This window comes from Bradyrhizobium sp. Pa8, from assembly GCF_052588265.1.
In genome coordinates this window covers 2,208,086-2,223,672 of the sequence record NZ_CP176767.1, presented here as the reverse complement: position 1 = coordinate 2,223,672, position 15,587 = coordinate 2,208,086, and the positions used below count along the sequence as shown (strand labels likewise).

The following is a 15,587-nucleotide window of genomic DNA, read 5'->3' as shown; positions in this document are numbered from 1 at the left end:
ACGACGCATCATCGTCCCTCAGGAAGGCTCCCCACCGTGACCATCGACCGGAAAGCAGCGATCGCCGCCTACAAGGAGCGGAAAACCATTGCCGGCATCTACGTCGTCCGCTGCGCGGCCTCAGGCGAGGCCTGGGTCGGCCAGGCGCCGAACCTCGAGACGATCCAGAACCGCATCTGGTTCTCCCTGCGCCAAGGCAACCACACCTGCCGCACGCTCCAAGCTGCGTGGAACGCGCATGGCGAGGCTGGCCTGACATTCGGCGAATGCGAGCGTCTGGAAGATGAGGAGACCGCCTATGTCAAGAACGCGCTCCTGAAGGAGCGCATGCTGCACTGGCGGTCAGCATTGAAGGCCGAGGCGATCTGAGATCGCAGCGGCGCCGACGGGGCTCAATGCCCTTCGAACGTCATCAGCGTGCGCACCGGCACGTCCATCGCGCGCAGCTTGGCGGCGCCGCCGAGATCAGGCAGATCGACGATGAAGCAGGCGGCGACCACATTGGCGCCGATCTGGCGCAGCAGCTTCACCGCGCCCTCCGCAGTGCCGCCGGTGGCGATGAGATCGTCGACCAGGATCACGCGCTCGCCGGGCCGGATCGCGTCGACATGCATCTCCATCTCGTCGATGCCATATTCGAGCGAGTAAGCGATGCGCACGGTGGTGTGCGGCAGCTTGCCTTTCTTGCGGATCGGCACGAAGCCGGCGGAAAGCTGGTGTGCCACCGCGCCGCCGATGATGAAGCCGCGCGCTTCCATGCCGGCGACCTTGTCGATCTTGTTGCCGGCCCAGGGATTGACCAGCTCGTCGACCGCGCGGCGGAACGCGCGCGCATCCGCGAGCAAGGTCGTGATATCGCGGAACATGATCCCCGGCTTGGGATAGTCGGGAATGGTGCGGACGCTCGCCTTCAGATCGTGGTCAAAGGTCATTGGTGCCTCTCAATCAACGCGCGCATCCAGCCGGAACGCATTCTCGACAATCCTCAGGCCCACCTCGCCGCTGAGCGACATCAGCGATTCCGGGTGGAACTGCACGCCGGCAACCGGCAGGGTCTTGTGCTCGAGCGCCATGGCGACGCCGTCCTCGGTGCTGGCGGTGACATCAAGCACCTCGGGCATGCTGTCGCGCTCGACATAGAGCGAGTGATAGCGGCCGATGACGATCTCGTTCGGCAAATTGCGCATCAGGCGCCCGCCGCGCACCTGCACCCGCGAGGGCCGGCCGTGCGCGGGATGCGTGAGCTGACCGAGCTCGCCGCCGAAATATTCGCCGATCGCCTGCACGCCGAGACAGACGCCGAACACCGGCAGCTTCTTCTCCAGCGCCGCATCGATGGTTTTCTTGATCCCGAAATCCTCGGGCCTGCCTGGTCCGGGCGACAGCACGAGCAAATCCCACGCCTTCCGCTTGAGCATGTCGAGCGCATGCACATGGCGGACCACGGTGACGTCGGCGCCGACCTGGCGGAAATAATCAGCCAGCATGTGGACGAAGCTGTCGTCGTGATCGATCAGCAGCACCTGCTTGCCCGAGCCGGTCGCATCGGGCGCGAAGGCCGACAGCGGCTTCGGCGGATCGCCGCGCAGCGCCTGGAACAGGGCTGCGGCCTTGACCTGGCACTCGCGATCTTCGGCCGCGGGATCGGAATCGAACAGGCAGGTGGCGCCGACGCGCACCTCGGCCAGACCATCCTTCATGCGGATGGTGCGGATGGTGAGGCCGGTGTTGATGCTGCCGTCGAAATTCACCGCGCCGATCGCGCCGGCATACCAGCGCCGCGGCGAACGCTCGTGATCCTCGACGAACTGCATCGCCCAAAGCTTTGGCGCGCCAGTCACCGTCACCGCCCAGGCATGGGTAAGGAAGGCATCGAGCGCGTCGAAGCCGGGACGCAGCATGCCCTCGACGTGATCGACGGTGTGGAACAGTTTTGAGTAGGTCTCGATCTGACGGCGCGCCAAGACCTTGATCGTGCCGGGCACGCAGACGCGCGCCTTGTCGTTGCGGTCGACGTCGGTGCACATGTTGAGCTCGAACTCGTCCTTCTCCGAGTTCAGGAGCTGGCGGATCTGCTCGGCATCGCCGATCGCATCGGTGCCGCGCGCGATCGTGCCCGAGATCGGACAGGTCTCGACGCGACGCCCGTCCGAGCGCACGAACATTTCCGGCGAGGCGGAGACGAGGAACTCGCCCTCGCCGAGATTCATCAGCGCGCCATAGGGCGACGGGTTGATGACGCAGAGGCGCTGGAACACTTCCGCCGGCGAGCGATCGCAGGGCTCGGCGAACAGCTGTCCCGGCACCGCCTCGAACAGATCGCCGCGCGCGAAAGCCGCGCGCGCGGTCTCGACGGTCGCCTGATATTCGCCGGGCGCGTGATCGGCAAAGCCCTGGCGCGGTGTCTTGAGGTAGGGGCTCTCGACGGTCTCGCGCGGCAGACCTTCGGTGGACTTGCCCTTCCACGCAAAATCGTAACTCAGCACCACGCCGCGGCCGGTCGCGCGGTCGTAGGCGAGCAGGCGATCGGGGACGTAGAGCACGATGTCGCGCTGGTCCTGCTCGCGCGCGCGCTTCTGCACGAGGTCCTCGATCTGGAACACGAGATCGTAGGCGAAGGCGCCGAACAGGCCGAGCAGCCCGTCATCGTTGGCGGAGAAGGCGGCGACGAGATCGCGCACCAGCGACATCACGCTGGCGCGCCGCGTACGCTGGTCTTCCTCGACCGGCGCATCGCCGCGGATGATGTGGCCGGCAAGACGCGTGGCCGTCTTCTCGGCGATCACGACGCAGGGCTCGTGGAGCACGTCTGCGAGGAAGGCGATCAGCACCTGGCCGCGCTCGTTCAGCGCTTCCAGCTTGAAATTGACGCCGGTGGTCTCGAGCTTGAGCGGCGGATCGGAGAAGCCGAGGTCAAAGCTCTCGTAGCGGCCGGGCACGGTCGTGCCCGAGGACAGCACCACGCCGCGGCGGCGGTCGAGCAGGTTGATGAGATCGTCGAGCCTGTTGGCGCCGCCGGTGAACTGCTCCGCCACGCGCGTGATCACGAGACCGCCGCGGGTCACGTAGTCGCTTCGAGCCGGGAGGGCAAAGACTGTCCTGTTCATGTCGTCCTCTTACGAAACTTGCCGAGGAAACGCCACACAGGACAAACGATCAGGCCGCCGCACTGCGTGGCGACCTTCGACGATTTTGAGAAATGAAATCGCACCGGCCACCTCTTTAGGAGGTGCGCCACCAAAGACGGGCTGGGCGGACGGCGGTGCTCATGGGCCGGATACTCACCATGGCGCGGGGACGACGTCAAGGGCGGCCACATCACCCTCGGTCGCTAAAACGGGACAAAATGCCGTTGCTGATCACGCCTGGGCTCGCAGGCTGTCGCGACCAGCGGCCGCCTCGGCCGCATGACGCTCTATTTCGGCTCGTGTCACCGTGAGCGCGGCCTTGCCATCAGATCCGACCAGGTCGGCGCGGTCGCCGAGGGTCGCAACCATAACGGAGGTCTTTCCGGTGACCGCATACCATGCCGCCCAGTCATCGTTCACTCTCAACGCCGTGATCTGCGCAGATGGATCCAGATCTGACTTTCGCAGCAACAGGTCGATGGCTTCCGCCGCCAGATTTTGCTCGGCAATTCTCGAGAAGTTCCGAAGCGTGTCGGCCTCCACAACAGATAGCCGCGCGCCCACCAGTGCCGGCGGAAAGCTCTTCAGAATTTCATGCATTTCCGCAGGCTTCGGACTCTGGCTGCCTGGGCCGTATTCATAAAGCTGTCCACCCGCCTCCTCATAAACGCACAGTCGCGGGCCCTTGTCGGTCTTAACGCCGAAGGCCATGGATTGCTGCCCTTCCATATTGCTTCCTGAAAGAACCATGAGCTTGAGCTCCGGCTCGGGCGCCACCGCTCCGCATGCCGCGGCGACCGTAATCTGCAGGCTGTCAGTCATCTGGAAGCTGATCTGGCGAACGCTTTGCCAGATCCGGCGATGCGACCGATGCGGGTGAAGTTGGGCGAGCCGCTCGATTTCGGAAGAGTATTGCTCCTGCGCGACGGTGTGCAATTCGGGCCAGCTTGCGATCCATCGGGCCGCAAGTTCTGTCATTGGTTGTTGTCGTTCTGCCTCATAGAAGCGGCTATCAAGCGCATTGAGCGCCGCGGGACGATTTTCGAAACCGTTCTGCTGTGCAGCCTCGCTGGGATGTTCCTCCACCCAGGCGATCATCTCTTGCAATATCTGGTGTTGCGCGCTCGCTCCCATGGCCTTCAGTCCAGCGAGCGCATCGCCGGACGTCGTCGGAAGCATCGCGACGCCCGTGTTGCCGATGAACTGGCTGTGACCGCCGTTGTTGACCTGAGCGAGATAGTAGTCGGCATGGTAGGCCTGCATGGCCACAGCCGGCAGCTCACGTCGCGTGTAGACGCCGGCGCGTTGAATTTGGTTGACGTAGTCGACCACAGCGCCAGTGAGAGAGTCGGCCTCCTCGGGGTCTCGAGCCGCTTCCAGCGCTTTGCGAGGCACTACAACCGTCGTCAAGCGACCATCCACAATCATAGCCCCACCTCCGCAGTCGCCATGGCGACAAGCCACGCGACTACAGCCTATGATTGCGTCAAATGCATTTCAATAGCGACGCTGCCAGAGCGTTGATGACCCAAGCGCGCCGCCCGACAGTCCCCTACCCAAGATGCTTCCTGAAAAACTCCGTCGCCCTGCCCCAAGCGAGCTCGGCGGCTTCGCGGTCGTGCACGGCCTGGCGCTGCTCGTTGACGAAAGCGTGCTCGGCATCATAGCGGAACAGCTCAAGCGACTTGCCGGCGGCCTTCATGCCGCTTTCAAAGGCATCGACCAGTTGCGGCGTGCACCAGTCGTCCTTGTTGGCGAAATGGGCCTGGAGCGGGATCTTGACGTCGGTGGGCTTGGCCGCCTGCTCGGGCGGAATGCCGTAGAAGACCACGCCGGCCGCAAGCTCCGGAATTTTGGTTGCGCCGATGATGGTGACGGCGCCGCCGAGGCAGAAGCCGGTGAGGCCGACCTTGGCGCCATTGCGCGACAAATATTGCGTGGCGCCGCGCACGGTCTGCGTGGTGGCATCCATGAAGTCGAGCGAGTTCATCTCTTTGCCGGCGGCGTCCATGTCGTGGTACGGCACCACCTTGCCCTTGTAGAGATCGGGCGCCAGCGCATCGAAACCGGCGAGCGCAAAGCGGTCGCAGAGCCCCTTGATCTGGTCCGACAGGCCCCACCATTCCTGGATCACCACCACGCCCGGCGCGTTGCCGCGCGCGGCGTTGGCGAGATAGCCCGAGGCGTCCTTGCCGTCCGGACGCTTGAAGGTGATGGCGGTTCCCATGGTGTCCTCCGATGAGTTTCTGGGGGAGCGGTTGGCGGTATTTTGGCGTTTGAGCGAGCGATAGGCAATCGCGCCAAACAACACACGCTCGTGTCCAACAAAAAAGCCCCCTTGCGGGGGCTTCTTCATTTTCGTCTCGATCTGCTCAGTGGGAGTCGGACCAGACCTTCTTCTTGGTGAAGTACATCAGGCCCGCGAAGATGATCAGGAACACGAACACCTGGAAGCCGAGGCGCTTGCGCGCTTCCATGTGAGGTTCGGCGGTCCACATCAGGAGCGTGGTGACGTCCTTGGAATATTGCGCGACCGTGGTCGGCGAGCCGTCGTCATAGGTCACCTGGCCGTCGCTGAGCGGCTTCGGCATCTTGATGGCGTGGCCCGGGAAGTACTTGTTGAAGTAGGAGCCTTCCGGGATGGTGACGCCCTCAGGCACCTTGTCCTCAAAGCCCTGGAGCACCGCCGCGACATAGTCCGGGCCCTGCTCCTGGTACTGGGTGAAGAAGTCGAAGATGAACCAGGGGAAGCCGCGGCCGTAGGAGCGCGCCTTGGTGATCAGCGACAGGTCGGGCGGCGCCGCACCGCCGTTCGCCGCACGGGCCGCCTGCTCGTTCGGGAATGGCGAGGGGAAATAGTCCGCCGGCCGGCCCGGGCGCTCGAACATGTCACCCGCATCGTTCGGGCCGTCCTTGACCTTGTAGTCGGAGGCAAACGCCGCCGCCTGTGCCACCGAATAGCCGGGGCCGCCGGCTTCCGCGAGGTTGCGGAAGGCGATGTAGGACAGGCCGTGGCAGCTCGAGCAGACCTCCTTGTAGACCTTCAGGCCGCGCTGGAGCGCACCGCGGTCGTACTTACCGAAAGGGCCGGAGAACGACCATTTGATGCCCGGCGGCCTATCGCTGCCTTCGGAGGCGCGAGCGTCCTGAAGGCTGCCGAGGAACAGCGCGCCGGCGGCAACGAGCGCGATGGCGACCGAGGCCACCGCCTTGCCGCCCTTGGCCAGGATCGCCTCCGAGATCGAGTTGGGCACCGGTCGCGGCGTCTCGATGCGCGAGAGCAGCGGCAGCACGATCAGGAAATAGGCGAAGTAGCAAAACGTCAGGACCCGGCCCGCGATCACGTAGATGCCTTCCGGCGGCTGCGCGCCGAGATAGCCGAGCAGGATGCAGACCGCGACAAAGATCCAGAAGAACTGCTTGGCCAGCGGCCGGTACTTCGACGACCTGGTCTTGGCGGCATCGAGCCAGGGCAGGAAGCACAGGATGATGATCGCCGAGAACATCCCGATCACGCCCGCAAGCTTGTTCGGGATCGAACGCAGGATCGCGTAGAACGGCAGGTAATACCATTCCGGCACGATGTGCGGCGGCGTCACGCCCGGGTTCGCCGGAATGTAGTTGTCGGCGTCGCCGAGATAGTTCGGCATGTAGAAGATGAACCAGGCGTAGAGCAGCAGGAAGCAGGCGACACCGAACCCGTCCTTGATGGTCGCGTGCGGCGTGAACGGCACCGTGTCCTTTTCCGTCTTCGGCTCGACGCCGTCAGGATTGTTCTGGCCGGCGACATGCAGCGCCCAGACGTGGAGCACGACGACGCCAGCGATCAGGAACGGCAGCAGATAGTGCAGCGAGAAGAAGCGGTTCAGCGTCGGGTTGCCGACCGAATAGCCGCCCCACAGCAGCGTCACGATGCTCTCGCCGACATAGGGAATGGCGGAGAACAGATTGGTGATGACGGTGGCGCCCCAGAAACTCATCTGGCCCCACGGCAGCACGTAGCCCATGAAGCCCGTCGCCATCATCAGGAGGTAGATGATGACGCCGAGGATCCACAGCACCTCGCGCGGCTCCTTGTAGGAGCCGTAATAGAGGCCGCGCAGCATGTGGATGTAGACCGCGAAGAAGAACATCGACGCGCCGCAGGCATGCATGTTGCGCAGCAGCCAGCCGTAATTGACGTCACGGACGATCAGCTCGACCGACTTGAAGGCGAGATCGGCGTGCGGCGTGTAGTGCATCGCCAGGACCACGCCGGTCAGGATCTGCATCCCCAGCATGAAGGAGAGGATGGCGCCGAAGGTCCACCAGTAGTTCAGGTTGCGCGGGGTGGGATAGACGACGAAGGAGGAATGGACGAGACCGATGATCGGCAGACGTCGCTCGATCCATTGCAGGGCCGGATTGCTCGGCTGGTAGTCGGATGGTCCGCTCATGATGCGATCCTGAGGAAATATAACGACGAGACGGCGCGAAGCTTCGGACGAAGGCCCGAAGCTCAGCCGATCTGGATTTTGGTGTCGGAAACGAACTGGTACGGCGGCACCGGCAGGTTCGCGGGCGCGGGCCCCTGGCGGATGCGGCCGGACGAATCGTACTGCGAACCATGGCAGGGGCAGAAGAACCCGTCGTAATTGCCCTCATGAGCGATCGGGATGCAGCCGAGATGGGTGCAGATGCCGATCACGACCAGCCACTGCTCGTGGCCCGGCTTGACCCGGGCCTCGTCGGACTGCGGATCGGGCAGGCTCGCCACGTTGACGGCGCGCGCCTCGTCGATCTGCTTCTTGGTGCGGTGGCTGACGTAGATCGGCTTGCCGCGCCAGAACACCTTGATGTCCTGCCCCTCGGCGATCGGGCTGAGATCGACCTCGATCGGCGCACCGGCGGCGATGGTCGACGCATCAGGATTCATTTGAGAGATGAAGGGCCAGAGCGCAGCTGCGCCCCCTACTGCTGCAGCTGCCCCCGTTGCAACGAATAAGAAATCACGGCGTGTCGGATGGTCCGCCGAAGACGCTGTCGTCACGATTCCAACCCTTTCTTCTTATGCTGCCGACGGAACCGTTCCGGGAGCCCCCAAGGTCCCCAAAACAGTGTGCCGGCGCCCGCGGCCCCCCGCGGCGGCAGAACTTCACTTGTCCCCACCGAAACAGGGCGAAAACAGCAGTCCAGAATCGTTCTATTGGCACCCTTGCCGGGCGAGCGCAAGCCCGCTAACGGCGTGGGGGCGTGCAATGCACGAATTCCGCGGCCAGCGATGTTTTATTGAGACATTTCCGGCCCGCACCGACCCCGATACAGCCCTTGCACATCCCATGCAGATCGCGCTTTTCCAACCCGACATCGCCCAGAACACCGGCACGATTCTCAGGCTCTGCGCCTGCCTGGGCATGGCCGCCCATATCATCGAGCCGGCGGGCTTCCCGTTCTCCGACCGCTTGTTCCGCCGGGCGGGAATGGACTACCTCGATCATGTCAGCGTGACCCGCCACGACTCCTGGTCGAAATTCGAGGACTGGCGTGCGACACAGGGCTATCGCCTGCTGCTGTTCACCACCAAGGCCGCCACCGATTACCGCGATTTTCATTACCAGGCGGCGGACATCCTGCTATTCGGGCGCGAGAGCGCCGGCGTCACCGACGCGGTGGTCGAGGCTGCGGACGCGCGGCTGGTGATCCCGATCACGGCGGGGCTGCGGTCGCTCAATGTCGCCATGACCGCGGCGATGGCCGCAGGCGAGGCGCTGCGGCAGCTCCGGAACCCGCAAGTTTGAGATGTTGAGGAGAGATCATTGAGTTACGCGGTCAAGGAAATCTTCCTGACCCTGCAAGGCGAAGGCGCCCATGCCGGGCGCGCGTCCGTATTCTGCCGTTTTGCCGGCTGCAACCTCTGGAGTGGCCGCGAGGCCGACCGCGAGGCCGCGACCTGCAAATTCTGCGACACCGATTTCGTCGGCACCGACGGCACGCTCGGCGGCCGCTACGCCTCGGCCACGGAACTCGCCGACACCATCGCCGCGCAATGGACGGCTGCCGCCGACAGCAACCGTTACGTGGTGCTCACCGGCGGCGAGCCGCTGCTCCAGGTCGATGCCGCGCTGATCGACGCCCTCCACGCCCGCGGCTTCGAGATCGGCGTCGAGACCAACGGCACGATTGCGGCGCCTGAGGGGCTCGACTGGATCTGCGTCAGCCCCAAGGGCGGCAGCGAGCTCATCCAGCGCCGCGGCCACGAACTGAAGCTGGTCTATCCGCAGGCCCTCGCCGCCCCCGAGACCTTCGAGGGTCTCGCGTTCGAGCGCTTCTCGCTGCAGCCGATGGATGGACCCGAGGTTGCCCAAAACACCGTGCGTGCGATCGACTATTGCCTGCGCCATCCGCAATGGCGGCTGAGCGTGCAGACGCATAAATCGCTTGGCATCAGATAGGATTGGTTTTCGGACAGATGTGGGAATTGACGAAATCGTTCCGCTTCGAGGCGGCGCATTCATTGTCGGGAACGACCTTTGGCGCCGCGAGCGAGGAGATCCACGGCCACTCCTTCCGCGCCGAGGTGACGTTGCGCGGCACGCCCGATCCTGCGACCGGCATGGTGGTCGATCTCGGCCTCGTCCAGCGCGCCATCGAGGACGTGCGGCTGACGCTGGACCACAAATACCTCAACAAGATCGAGGCGCTGGGCACACCGACGCTGGAAAACCTCTCGCGCTTCGTCTGGGAGCGGCTCGAGCATATCGGCAAGCTCACCCGCGTCAGCATCCACCGCGACAGTTGCAACGAGAGCTGCACCTATTACGGTCCGCAGGGGTGAAATTCGTAGGGTGGGCAAAGCGGAGCGTGCCCACCAATGAAGACGACGATGAGGGTTGGTGGGCACGGCGCCAAGGCGCCTTTGCCCACCCTACGAGATCGGTTTTGGAATTGGACATGGACGCCTCAACGATCGAAGACCGCAAGACGCGCGCCCGCGCCTGGTTCGAAGCTTTGCGCGACGACCTCTGCGCGCGCTTCGAGCGGCTGGAGGACGACGCCCCCCAAAGCCTTTATCCGGGCGAGGCCGGGCGCTTCAAACGCACGCCCTGGCAGCGCACCGATCATACCGGCGCGCCCGGCGGCGGCGGCGTGATGTCGATGATGTCCGGCCGCCTGTTCGAGAAGGTCGGTGTGCATTGCTCGACGGTGCACGGCGAATTCGCGCCCGAGTTTCGCGCCCAGATCCCGGGCGCAGCAGACGACCCCACATTCTGGGCCTCCGGCATCTCGCTGATCGCGCATCTGCGCAATCCGCACGTGCCCGCCGTGCACATGAACACCCGCTTCGTCGTCACCACAAAAGCCTGGTTCGGCGGCGGCGCCGATCTCACGCCGGTGCTCGAGCGCCGGCGCACGCAGGATGACGCCGACACGCTCGCCTTCCACGCCGCGATGAAGGAGGCCTGCACCGGGCCGAACGGCGTTGCCGACTACGACAAGTACAAGAAATGGTGCGACGAGTATTTCTACCTGCCGCACCGGAAAGAGGCGCGCGGCATCGGCGGCATCTTCTACGACTGGCACGACAGCGGCGACTGGGACGCTGACCTCGCCTTCACCCAGGACGTCGGCCGCGCCTTCCTGAAGATCTACCCCGAGATCGTGCGGCGCAATTTCGCGAGCGCCTGGACCGCTGCGGACCGCGATGAGCAATTGATCCGGCGCGGACGCTATGTCGAATTCAACCTGCTCTACGACCGCGGCACCATCTTCGGGCTCAAGACCGGCGGCAACGTGGACTCCATCCTTTCGTCGCTGCCGCCGGAGGTGAAATGGCCATGAGCACCGCGATGCCTCCGTTGCCGCGCGCCATGCTGATCGACATGGACGACACCATCCTGTCGGCCTACGGCCGGCCCGAGATCGCCTGGAATACAATCGCAGAAGAATTTGCCGACGAGCTCGCGCCGCTGCCGCCGCAGCAGGTCGCGACCGCAGTTTTGGCCTTCGCACGAAACTTCTGGGCGAATGCGGAAGCCGCGTGGCGGATGAAGCTTGGCGAGGCACGCCGGCTCACGGTGCGGGGCGGCTTCGCCGCGCTCGCCGCCGACGGCCACCGCGCCCTCTCCGACGATCTCGCCGATCGCCTCGCCAACCGCTTCACGACCTATCGCGAAGAAGCGATCTTCGTGTTCCCCGGTGCGCATGATGCGATCGACGCGTTCAAGGCACGCGGCGTCAAACTCGCGCTGGTCACCAACGGCGCCGCCGACATGCAGCGCGCCAAGGTCGAGCGCTTCGAGCTCACGCATCGCTTCGATCACATCCAGATCGAGGGCGAGCACGGCTTCGGCAAGCCGGAGGAGCGCGCCTATCTGCACGCGATGGAGGCACTCGGCGTCACCGCCAAAGACACCTGGATGATCGGCGACAATCTCGAATGGGAAGTCGTGACGCCGCAGCGCCTCGGCATCTATTCGATCTGGATCGACGTGCATGGCGACGGCCTGCCCGAAGGCTCGGCCGTCAAGCCCGACCGCATCATCCGCTCGCTGACCGAACTCGTGCCGGACCAGCCGTAACCCAGGCGAAAAACAAAATATCGAAAAACAACCCCATGCACAGTAGCCGGCCGCTGCAATTTCAACGGCTTGCCGCAAACGCAACTAATTGCTGATTTTACGAAATCATTTGACGCGTCGGGCAAAACAGGCGCATGATGCCATCATCGCCGTGCCTGGGACGGAATAGCCCCTGGTGACCTCGAGCGATCCCCCACTCGAACCTCTGCCATCGACGTTTCGGCAGTCTGTGCAAGCCGCAGCGAATTCACGGGTCCCATAGCCCGTGATCGGCCTGTCATGACGGCTTGCTAGCCTCCCCCCTCGTCGATCAACCCCGAAAGGACCATCCATGGAACTGAAAACCGGCGACGTCGTGATGCTGAAATCCGGCGGCCAGCCGCTGACCGTCGCAGAGGTGAAAGGCGACGACATCCTCTGCCTCTGGATGGGCTCGGAAGGCGATCTGTTCCGCGAGACGCTGCCGCTGGCCGCGCTCGACCGCCTGGAAGTGGAAGACCACGACGAGGATGAGGACGAAGACGAGGATGACGAATAGGCACGCCTAAGCGGCGTGCGATTGCGGGGGAAAGGGAGACCTGAAGTCTCCCTTTCTTCACGTCTTCAGATCCGCTGATCAGAAGCGATAGTTCACACCAACGCGGGCGACGTCGAAGCTCGGCTTGATATCGACGTGAGTCGCGATGACGCCCGTCAATCCAGCCGGCGATTGAAGCGAGCCGGTCAAGTTGTAGACTTTGGTGCCGAAACCCATGTGCAGATACTCGCCCTTGACCGACCACCCTGCCCCCAGAGCATATTCGAAACCGCCGCCAACCGCGTAGCCGATCAGGACGGCGCTGTCAGAAGCGCTCATGGAGCCCAGCGGTCCCAGGGTTGGCGGGAAGAGGGCAGTGACGATACTGCCCGTAGCGTTCGCACTGACCTTGGTATCGGCCAACGCAATACCGCCGGTCGCGTAGAGCAACGCCGGCCCAAACGCATAACCCACTCGGCCACGGAAGGTCGCATACCAATCGGTGCTGACGGACGTGCTGCCGCTGAAATTGCCGCCGATGAAGACGGGAACAGCAATAGCCGAGTTGCCGGTGCTGGCCTTTGAATTGAGATACTGCCAATCAGCCTCGATGCCGAGCACCGTCTGCTCAATCTGCCAGTTGTAGCCGGCCTGGATACCGGCGCTGAGCCCATTGCCGTTGCCGGATACAGCGTTGAAGCCATAGATGCCCGAACCGCCATTCGAGTTCACGATTGTCCCGGTGGCGTTCGACGCGCCGTAGCTGCCCCAGCCATAACCAACGTTGCCGCCGATATAGAATCCCGTCCAGTTGCCCACCTGAGCGGGAGCCTTCGACGACATACGGACCGGCGCCAGATCCGCAGCCTGGGCCGTGATCGGGCCGAGAGCGACTGTCGACAGCAATACAAGCGAAAACTTCCTCATTTCAAATACCCCCTTATTGAGCCGCCCTGGCGGCCTGCCAATCATATGAAGCAAAACCAAAGCAGCATCAAAGCGTGATTGAATGCGCGAATCAGATCGCCCAATCGTTGCGCTCAGAGCCGGCGACGCCCTTCGCTGCTCGGGGCGGACAATGCGACGCTATGTCTGCTCTGTTTGGTGAAGCGGACCTCGAGGGACTGCCTCTCCCGGCTTCCTAATCTAGGGAGAATGAGCTCGTGCCAAGTGCAAGGCGGCCTCAACGCCGCCTTCCAGGATCTGCTCCGCGTGCGCAGCGTTGGGCACGGCCCGCGCGAACTGAAGGGTGCCCACCATGAGGCCGAAGATGGCGGTCGCGCGGCGGCGGCTCGCTGATGCATCTGCGTCAGGAAGCAGTGCGGCCAATGTCGCAACGTAGCTTCGCAGCCCTTTCTCGTAATCTTTCCTGGTGGACAGGGGCTGTCGGGCGATTTCGGGGAGCAACGCCGCCGAGGGGCATCCGCCCGTCGGGTCTTCGAGGTGAGCGCGGTTCATGTATCTCCGGATCGCGCCCTCAAGGTCAAGGCCTCTCCGCTGATCCTCATCGAGGCGATGTTGCTGGTCGTCGAGCGCGCTCGCCAGCGCCTCGCGAACGAGCGCGTCTTTGGATTCGAAGTGCGGAGAGAATGCGCCTTTGGTCAGGCCGGCCTCGTCCATGATCCCGGCGATCCCGGCGGCGGAGATGCCGTTCCGGCGCATGCACTTCGACGCCACATCGATGATGTGCCGTCGCGTCGCCGCCTTATGACCTTTCTCGAAGCGCATCTTCTCTCCTCTCCACCAATTTCCCGCGGCCCTTACGCTGCGGCCGCTTCCAGCAAAGCTTGGAGGTCGCGATCAAGTTGCTGGGCTACCGGATCGACATTATCGCTGCCAAGCTGACTGAAACCGGATGCTGGTCGATCACGACGTTAGATCGCACTCGACTCTGCGCCCAAGATGCCTTCGATGCCGCGGGCAAGGTTTAGAAGCCCCCGGTCGCTCCCCAAGGGGGCATCCAGCTCAAGCCCAATCGGCAGCCCCGCGCGAGACAAGCCAACAGGAAGGCTGACACCGGGCAGCCCCACGCTGCTTGCCGACACAGTGTGGTTCGCCAAAGCGAGGTAGCTAACTTCCTGCCCCGCGATATGGACGGTCGCCTGCTCCTCGATCAAAGGCGCCGTGCAGGGCGTGGTCGGTTGCAGAATGACCAGCGCCCCATGAGAGACGAACGCTGTGTTGAGCCGGCGCTGGATTTCCGGCCGGCTCACGTCGAGCGCAGTCTGATAGGCCTCTGCCGAGGTAGCACCTGCACCACCCGGCAGTACGATGTGCCCCCACGCCTGCCGAAGTTGGGGCTTAAGGCCCTCGTAAATGGCCTCGAACGTGGTCGGAATGTCATGGCGGCGAAGAAACTCTGAAATTTCGCCCATCGTCTCATGAGCGAAGATGCCCCATGTTGCGGTTTGGACGAGGGAATTGAAATCGTCGCCAAGGTCTACTTCAACGATCTCGGCGCCGGCGTCCTGCAAGCGCCGAACCACCTCGCGGAAGCGGGTCTCGACCTCTGGGTCCACCAGATCCAGGAACTGTCGCGGCGCGAAGGCCAGCCGGACTCCCTTCAGGCCGTAACCGACGTCGGAGGACTCTGCCTGTTCACCGGTCACGACCTGATCCACCAGCATGCAATCCTCAACGCTTCGGGCGAACACGCCCGTCGTATCGAGCGTATGGGAGATCGGCGCAACGCCGTCGCGTGGCCAACGTCCAGTGGTTGGCTTGAAGCCCACGACGCCACAGAACGATGCTGGCACCCGGATCGACCCAACGGTGTCACCGCCCAAGGACGCGGGAACGATGCCGGCGGCCACGGATGCGGCGGAGCCGCTCGAGGAGCCGCCCGACACGCGATCTCGTGCGCGCGGATTCTTCACCTGGCCGTAACGTGCGTTGTGACCGGTCAAGCCGTACGACATCTCGACGAGGTTGTTCTTGCCCAAGACCAAAGCGCCCGCACGCTTGATAGCGCGAACAGCATCGGCATCTTCGCGTGGCACGAAGTGAGCGAGGCTATCGAGACCCAGGCTCGTAGCCAGTCCTTTCGTCAAATAACTGTCCTTCACCCCAAGCGGCACACCAAGGAGCGGGGCCGCCGATCCGGCCGCACGCGATTTGTCTGCGGCCCTCGCGGCCGCCAGCACCCCGGCCTCGTCGATGGTGATGAAGGCGTTCAGCTCGGCAAGCGCTCGGGCCCGCTGTAAAAGCGCCGCGGTGTAGGCCTCCGAGGTGATATCGCCGTTGCGAACCGCTGCTGCAGCGGTTGCGAGCCCAAGCGAGACGACATCTGTGGTTTGTCGCGATGCGATGTGGCGTGAGGCCGTGGTCGTGTCGTCCATGAAATCCTCGCTAGGCGCTGTTTGGCGGCACCCCGGCCGCCGCCCA

The 15,587-nt window shown here is 63.9% G+C and carries 16 protein-coding genes; 7 read left to right on the top strand and 9 right to left on the bottom strand.

Going from position 1 to position 15,587, the window contains the following annotated elements; genetic code table 11:
- The first annotated feature begins 36 nt into the window (after nucleotides 1–36).
- The gene (locus ACKWRH_RS10115) at nucleotides 37–369 is read left to right on the top strand and encodes a GIY-YIG nuclease family protein (RefSeq protein WP_445220388.1); all 333 of its coding nucleotides are present in this window, start codon (nucleotides 37–39) and stop codon (nucleotides 367–369) included.
- Between the two features lie 23 nt (nucleotides 370–392).
- On the opposite strand, the gene ACKWRH_RS10110 is transcribed toward ACKWRH_RS10115, so the two are convergent.
- The 6 genes from ACKWRH_RS10110 to petA form a co-directional block, all read right to left on the bottom strand.
- The gene (locus ACKWRH_RS10110) at nucleotides 393–932 is read right to left on the bottom strand and encodes an adenine phosphoribosyltransferase (protein ID WP_445220387.1); all 540 of its coding nucleotides are present in this window, start codon (nucleotides 930–932) and stop codon (nucleotides 393–395) included.
- A 9-nt stretch (nucleotides 933–941) separates the two neighbouring features.
- Nucleotides 942–3,107 (bottom strand): anthranilate synthase component I, encoded by a 2,166-nt coding sequence (locus ACKWRH_RS10105; protein WP_445220386.1) that lies wholly within the window; start codon nucleotides 3,105–3,107, stop codon nucleotides 942–944.
- Nucleotides 3,108–3,359: 252 nt separating this feature from the next.
- Nucleotides 3,360–4,538, bottom strand: coding sequence for a DMP19 family protein (locus tag ACKWRH_RS10100; RefSeq protein WP_445220385.1), 1,179 nt, complete (start codon nucleotides 4,536–4,538; stop codon nucleotides 3,360–3,362).
- A 142-nt stretch (nucleotides 4,539–4,680) separates the two neighbouring features.
- Nucleotides 4,681–5,355, bottom strand: a complete 675-nt coding sequence (locus ACKWRH_RS10095) for a dienelactone hydrolase family protein (protein WP_445220384.1) — start codon at nucleotides 5,353–5,355, stop codon at nucleotides 4,681–4,683.
- 145 nt (nucleotides 5,356–5,500) lie between these two features.
- On the bottom strand, nucleotides 5,501–7,564 hold the full coding sequence (fbcH, locus tag ACKWRH_RS10090; protein WP_445220383.1) for a cytochrome b/c1: 2,064 nt from the start codon (nucleotides 7,562–7,564) through the stop codon (nucleotides 5,501–5,503).
- A 62-nt stretch (nucleotides 7,565–7,626) separates the two neighbouring features.
- Nucleotides 7,627–8,157 carry a ubiquinol-cytochrome c reductase iron-sulfur subunit gene (gene petA / locus ACKWRH_RS10085; protein ID WP_028153668.1) on the bottom strand — a complete coding sequence of 177 codons (531 nt, stop codon included), beginning with the start codon at nucleotides 8,155–8,157 and terminating at the stop codon, nucleotides 7,627–7,629.
- A gap of 289 nt (nucleotides 8,158–8,446) precedes the next feature.
- Between petA and ACKWRH_RS10080 the strand changes: the two genes are divergently transcribed.
- The 6 genes from ACKWRH_RS10080 (at nucleotide 8,447) to ACKWRH_RS10055 (ending at nucleotide 12,224) form a co-directional block, all read left to right on the top strand.
- Entirely contained in the window at nucleotides 8,447–8,905 is a 459-nt protein-coding gene (locus tag ACKWRH_RS10080; protein WP_445222367.1) for a tRNA (cytidine(34)-2'-O)-methyltransferase, read from the top strand.
- A gap of 18 nt (nucleotides 8,906–8,923) precedes the next feature.
- A complete protein-coding gene (queE, locus tag ACKWRH_RS10075) occupies nucleotides 8,924–9,559 on the top strand; it encodes a 7-carboxy-7-deazaguanine synthase (protein ID WP_445220382.1) in 636 nt (211 codons plus the stop codon).
- Nucleotides 9,560–9,576: 17 nt separating this feature from the next.
- A complete protein-coding gene (locus tag ACKWRH_RS10070) occupies nucleotides 9,577–9,942 on the top strand; it encodes a 6-pyruvoyl trahydropterin synthase family protein (RefSeq protein WP_445222366.1) in 366 nt (121 codons plus the stop codon).
- A 116-nt stretch (nucleotides 9,943–10,058) separates the two neighbouring features.
- The gene (hemF, locus tag ACKWRH_RS10065; protein ID WP_445220381.1) at nucleotides 10,059–10,946 is read left to right on the top strand and encodes an oxygen-dependent coproporphyrinogen oxidase; all 888 of its coding nucleotides are present in this window, start codon (nucleotides 10,059–10,061) and stop codon (nucleotides 10,944–10,946) included.
- On the top strand, nucleotides 10,937–11,686 hold the full coding sequence (locus ACKWRH_RS10060; RefSeq protein ID WP_175618024.1) for an HAD family hydrolase: 750 nt from the start codon (nucleotides 10,937–10,939) through the stop codon (nucleotides 11,684–11,686). The genes hemF and ACKWRH_RS10060 overlap by 10 nt, the downstream gene beginning before the upstream one ends.
- A gap of 331 nt (nucleotides 11,687–12,017) precedes the next feature.
- Nucleotides 12,018–12,224 carry a YodC family protein gene (locus ACKWRH_RS10055; protein WP_028153663.1) on the top strand — a complete coding sequence of 69 codons (207 nt, stop codon included), beginning with the start codon at nucleotides 12,018–12,020 and terminating at the stop codon, nucleotides 12,222–12,224.
- Between the two features lie 78 nt (nucleotides 12,225–12,302).
- Here the strand turns inward: ACKWRH_RS10055 and ACKWRH_RS10050 are convergent, their stop codons facing one another.
- The 3 genes from ACKWRH_RS10050 to ACKWRH_RS10040 form a co-directional block, all read right to left on the bottom strand.
- Complete coding sequence (locus tag ACKWRH_RS10050) at nucleotides 12,303–13,130, bottom strand: outer membrane protein (RefSeq protein WP_445220380.1); 828 nt, start codon at nucleotides 13,128–13,130, stop codon at nucleotides 12,303–12,305.
- A 219-nt stretch (nucleotides 13,131–13,349) separates the two neighbouring features.
- Complete coding sequence (locus tag ACKWRH_RS10045; RefSeq protein ID WP_445220379.1) at nucleotides 13,350–13,931, bottom strand: TetR/AcrR family transcriptional regulator; 582 nt, start codon at nucleotides 13,929–13,931, stop codon at nucleotides 13,350–13,352.
- Nucleotides 13,932–14,077: 146 nt separating this feature from the next.
- Nucleotides 14,078–15,541: an amidase family protein gene (locus tag ACKWRH_RS10040; protein ID WP_445220378.1), complete on the bottom strand. Its 1,464-nt coding sequence runs from the start codon at nucleotides 15,539–15,541 to the stop codon at nucleotides 14,078–14,080.
- Nucleotides 15,542–15,587 lie beyond the last annotated feature (46 nt).